At 45.2% G+C, this 299-nt stretch carries 1 pseudogene; it reads left to right on the top strand.

From position 1 onward, the window contains the following. Positions 1-299: pseudogene (locus B4033_RS13285) on the top strand (glycerophosphodiester phosphodiesterase); the annotation flags it as partial.

The following is a 299-nucleotide window of genomic DNA, read 5'->3' as shown; positions in this document are numbered from 1 at the left end:
GCCTTGCCTGAATCCAATAAAGTCACTGATATTATTGACCAGCAGCTCCCGGTTTCAATGGCACCGACTTTAGCTCAGGCTGCACCGCTTAATGGCCCGGTCTCGACCGCGGCTACCCATGTTGCTTATCAGCTTGATGCAGATCTTAATTTACTAAGCAACAATCAGAAAGTAAGCCACCTGACTGATTATCTTAAAGATACCCAGCGTCGAACTTTACCTTTACTCACTATCCAAAATTCGGCAACCGTTCAGGCACTGAAAGGACTGACAGAAAATTATAATCTGGCTGATATCAC

The sequence above is a fragment of the Acinetobacter sp. UBA3132 genome (assembly GCF_002364825.1).
Classification (GTDB): Bacteria; Pseudomonadota; Gammaproteobacteria; order Pseudomonadales; family Moraxellaceae; genus Acinetobacter; species Acinetobacter schindleri.
Note: the sequence above shows the minus strand (reverse complement) of the source record. Positions and strands in the feature narration are given on the sequence as shown.